The organism is Thermovirga sp. (assembly GCA_012523215.1).
Classification (GTDB): domain Bacteria; phylum Synergistota; class Synergistia; order Synergistales; family Thermovirgaceae; genus 58-81.
Genome location: JAAYIZ010000301.1, coordinates 1 through 4,137 on the forward strand (window position 1 = coordinate 1; position 4,137 = coordinate 4,137).

Consider the following 4,137-nt stretch of genomic DNA (forward strand, 5'->3'; position numbering starts at 1 on the left):
CTCCACCATTGATTTCTGACTGTCGCTTTTCTCGGAAGCCTCTCCGGGTGAATCCTCAAAAAGAGCCATGTCGTACGCGACCTCGAGGAGGTCGCCCTCCCTGGGGGGCCTGTCGGTGACGGGTTCCCTTTCCGCTGCGCTATCGCGCAAGGTTGATATGGCCTCGGCAACCATGCCCGGCGTGACCGCGACGTTCTTCCGGATCACCTCCAGGCTGTCGAGTTCGGGCAGTATAACCTCGGGCATAGTCTCGAAAACAAAAGTCATCACGAGAGGCTCACCGGCCTTGACGTCGTCGACATCGACCGATGGTTCCGAAATAAGATCCAGTTCGTACTCCTTAACGATGTTCTCGATCACGTCGGGGATCATTTTCTCGAGCGTTTCCGCCATTATCGCTTTGGCCCCCAGGTGCATTTGGAGAACCTTCCGTGGAACGCGTCCTTTCCTGAATCCCTTGATGTTCGCCTTGGCCCTCATCTCCTCCAGGGTTTCTTCCATCTTGGCTTGGAAGGTTTTCTCCTCGATTTCCACCTTGATACGGTTTATATTCTTCTCTTGCGAAACGATCTCTGAGCGCAACGATTTACACCCCTTCCCCTGGCCGGCGCCACCGGTGAACGATGTTTTACAAAACAGGAACCCCTTGGCGCTCCAAGGGGTTCCCTGAGGGAAATGCGATGAACAGCCGCCAGTGCTTAAAAATGGTGCGAGAGAGGGGACTCGAACCCCTATGCCGTTAAGGCACTGGATCCTAAGTCCAGCGTGTATGCCAATTCCACCACTCTCGCGGATTTCTTTTGGTGGGTCATACAGGAATCGAACCTGTAACCCCCTGATTAAGAGTCAGGTGCTCTGCCAGTTGAGCTAATGACCCACTTGTCGACATTATAAACCAAAAACCGGGAGAATTTGGTGGGCCATACAGGAATCGAACCTGTAACCCCCTGATTAAGAGTCAGGTGCTCTGCCAGTTGAGCTAATGGCCCTTGCATTCTCGCCTCGAAATGGCGCGCCCGGCAGGATTTGAACCCGCGACCAGCGGATCCGAAGTCCGCCGCTCTATCCTCTGAGCTACGGGCGCAACGACTCGAAAAATGGGGTGAGCGAGGGGAATCGAACCCCCAACCTCTGGAGCCACAGTCCAGCGCTCTGACCTATTGAGCTACGCCCACCACATATCGAAAGGGACGATGGCGCGCTTGGCAGGATTCGAACCCGCGACCTACGGATTAGAAGTCCGTTGCTCTATCCAACTGAGCTACAAGCGCAAATTACCGCTTTTGGCAAACTGGAGCGGGAAACGGGATTCGAACCCGCGACCTACGGCTTGGAAGGCCGTCGCTCTGCCAACTGAGCTATTCCCGCGGAAGCTTTCCGGCATTCAAATGGTCGGGGCGAAAGGATTCGAACCTTCGACCCCCTGCTCCCAAAGCAGGTGCGCTAACCAGGCTGCGCTACGCCCCGAGCAAGACTCAAAAGAGCCGAAAAGCTTATTCGACCTGGTGGAGCTGGGGGGAATCGAACCCCCGGCCTCTTCCGTGCGAAGGAAGCGCGCTCCCGCTGCGCTACAGCCCCTTTCTTCAGTGACGGCGACAATTCTAGAGATGGAACGCCTTGTTGTCAAGGAGACGAGTTGCCTCACCTAAAATCTAGACGAAAGGGATACGTTGCCTCACCTAAGAATCTAGCCGAAGGGTATAGCATCTTCCTTCAAGGGGTGTGACCCTGGAGGAAGGGGGAAGGACGGGTGAGGCTTTCGATGGGTGCGAGGAGGGAAGTGATCGTACAGGCTTCTGACGAGTACCGCAGGGCGCCGAAGAAGGAGAAGGGCCTAATATTGGACCGTGTTACCGCCACGACGGGCTACAACCGGGACTACGCCTCCCACCTTCTCTGCCTCTTCGGCCGGCGCCTATACCTTGGGGGCGGCAGGGGTGCCTCCCTGATCCTGCAAGCCGACAGGAAGGGCCATAAGGCCCGCGGGAAAAGGAAGAGGCCTAGGGCCTATGACGGAGAAGCGGCCGCTGTATTGGCTTCGCTTTGGAAGATGATGGACTACATCTGCGGCAAGAGGCTTGCCGCAGCCCTGCCCTGGCTGGTCCCAAAGCTTGAGGCCTCGGGGGATCTCACCCTCTCCGGAGAGACTAGGGACAAGGTCATGTCCATTTCCGCCGCCACCATCGACCGCATCCTGGCGGACCGGAAGAGGAAACTGCGCTTGAAGGAGCGTTCTTCCACGAAGCCCGGGACTTTGCTCAAGCACAAGATACCGATACGCACCTTCGCCGACTGGGACGAAAAGAGGCCGGGTTTCGCCGAGATAGACCTGGTATCCCATGAAGGCGGGAACGCCAAAGGAGAATTTGCTTTCACCCTGGACGTCACCGACGTGGCTTCAGGGTGGACCGAACTGAGGGCCGTCAAGAACAGGGCCAGGCTCTGGACCCTGGAAGCCCTCAAGGCCATCAGAGAGCGCCTGCCCTTCCCCCTGCAGGGCATAGATTCCGACAATGACTCGACCTTCATAAACTGCCACCTGCTGGAGTACTGCGAGGAGGAGAGGATAACCTTCACCAGGTCCAGGGCCGGCAACAAAAACGACAACTGCTACGTGGAACAGAAGAACTGGTCCGTCGTCAGGAGGGTGGCCGGCTATGCCAGGTACGACACGGACGAAGAGGTGAAAGCTCTCAACGACCTCTATGACGTTCACAGGCTCTACGTGAACTTCTTCCTTCCCTCGGCGAAGCTGGTTTCGAAGGTTAGGGTCGGGGCGAAGGTCAGGAAGACCTACGACACACCCCAGACACCCTACCAGCGCCTGATGGCTTCGGAAGATGTCACGGAGGAGGTAAAATCCTCCTTGAGGGAGCAGTTCGAGGCCCTGAACCTGGCGGACTTGAAGAAAGAGGTGGACCGGCTCAAGACCAGGCTCAACAGGGCCTTTGCGACCAAGAACAAGGGTCTCCCCGGAAAGGAGACCGATCCCGGTAGGGTCGCTTAGATTTCTTCGTGAGGCAACGAAGGACTTTCACTTAGATTCTTATATGAGGCAACAGGGGAGAACGGACCCCGGCGCGAGCGCGACGGGCCGGAACGTGCCCAAACCACGGGAGAACCGGAACAGCGGGATCTGGAATATAATCGACATGGTTTGGAATGAAAGTGAAGACCGAGAAAGGGGCCTCCATCATAATGCAGCCCGAGCTGTTCGACCTCCTGGTCGAATCCATCAGGGACGAATTCCTGTACAAACGCTGCTCTGAATCAGAAAGCGGCGACGGATGGGCGTCGCTCTTCTTCGGACGGCACGACCAGGGCCTTTTCATCCGCTGGAAGGAACCCTTCGCCACGCTTTGCAGCGCCGAAAGGAAAGACATAGATCAATTGGCCCTGTCGGAGCGGGTCAAGCCCTCCTTGGGGATGCTCTTGAAAAAACATATCGTCGGCTCCACCCTGACGGGAGCCTCCAGGTTATCCGGAGACAGGATCATTGAGCTCACCTTTTCCAGGAGTATCGCTGCCGGGATCAGGAGGGAAAAGTCAATTCTATGCGAATTTACCGGCAAATTCAACGACCTGGTCCTGGTGGACGACGACGGGCTTATCATCGCCTCCGCCTTTTCGGGATCCGCTGGAACGCCCCTCGGCTCATCGAGGCTTCCGGGAAGCCCCTACGTTCTTCCAGCCCAACCCTTCACTCTTTCCACTCCCCGGGGCGTGAAGGGCCCCGTTGTTTACTACTCACTGACCCTGTTGCCCAAAATGGGGAGAAAACTGGCTTCATCTCTTCATGACAGGTGGCACCTTCACGACAGCAAAACCTGGGAAGACCTTATTTTGCCGAGGAGAGGGCGGGAAGGAGGGGAACCCCATTTGAGGGTATGTCTATTGCAGGAAATCGGAAACGAATTATCCTGCTTCGGCACTCTTCTCGGGGACCCCCTCCCCGCAGGACAGGGGATCCTGTCCATTCTCAGGGAAAAGTCCCTTTTAGCCCTGATCCTATCCAGGCTTGAATCGGAACGAATCCTCCTGAAAAAGGAGATCGAAAAAAGGGGCAGGAGATTAGCCTCGATCGAAAAAGGAATGGCCGAACGGACCTTTCGAGCGCTGAATGCCGAGGATTACAAG

At 56.6% G+C, this 4,137-nt stretch carries 2 protein-coding genes, 9 tRNA genes and 1 pseudogene; 2 read left to right on the plus strand and 10 right to left on the minus strand.

Annotated elements, in window-relative coordinates:
• The 10 genes from GX108_08105 to GX108_08150 form a co-directional block, all read right to left on the minus strand.
• On the minus strand, positions 1 to 582 hold a 582-nt coding region (locus GX108_08105), incomplete at its 3' end, for a trigger factor family protein (protein NLO56993.1).
• Positions 583 to 705: 123 nt separating this feature from the next.
• A tRNA-Leu gene (locus GX108_08110) sits at positions 706 to 791 on the minus strand.
• A 10-nt stretch (positions 792 to 801) separates the two neighbouring features.
• Positions 802 to 877 (minus strand) — tRNA-Lys (locus GX108_08115).
• Positions 878 to 913: 36 nt separating this feature from the next.
• A tRNA-Lys gene (locus GX108_08120) sits at positions 914 to 989 on the minus strand.
• Positions 990 to 1,008: 19 nt separating this feature from the next.
• Positions 1,009 to 1,084, minus strand: a tRNA-Arg gene (locus GX108_08125).
• 14 nt (positions 1,085 to 1,098) lie between these two features.
• Positions 1,099 to 1,175: transfer RNA gene (locus GX108_08130), tRNA-His, on the minus strand.
• Between the two features lie 19 nt (positions 1,176 to 1,194).
• A tRNA-Arg gene (locus tag GX108_08135) sits at positions 1,195 to 1,271 on the minus strand.
• A gap of 21 nt (positions 1,272 to 1,292) precedes the next feature.
• Positions 1,293 to 1,368, minus strand: a tRNA-Gly gene (locus tag GX108_08140).
• 21 nt (positions 1,369 to 1,389) lie between these two features.
• Positions 1,390 to 1,467, minus strand: a tRNA-Pro gene (locus GX108_08145).
• 36 nt (positions 1,468 to 1,503) lie between these two features.
• Positions 1,504 to 1,578: transfer RNA gene (locus tag GX108_08150), tRNA-Ala, on the minus strand.
• Between the two features lie 202 nt (positions 1,579 to 1,780).
• Here GX108_08150 and GX108_08155 point away from each other — a divergent pair.
• Positions 1,781 to 2,938, plus strand: a pseudogene (locus tag GX108_08155) (transposase family protein).
• A gap of 224 nt (positions 2,939 to 3,162) precedes the next feature.
• Positions 3,163 to 4,137, plus strand: a 975-nt coding sequence (locus GX108_08160) for a hypothetical protein (GenBank protein NLO56994.1), incomplete at its 3' end; no start/stop codon positions are given.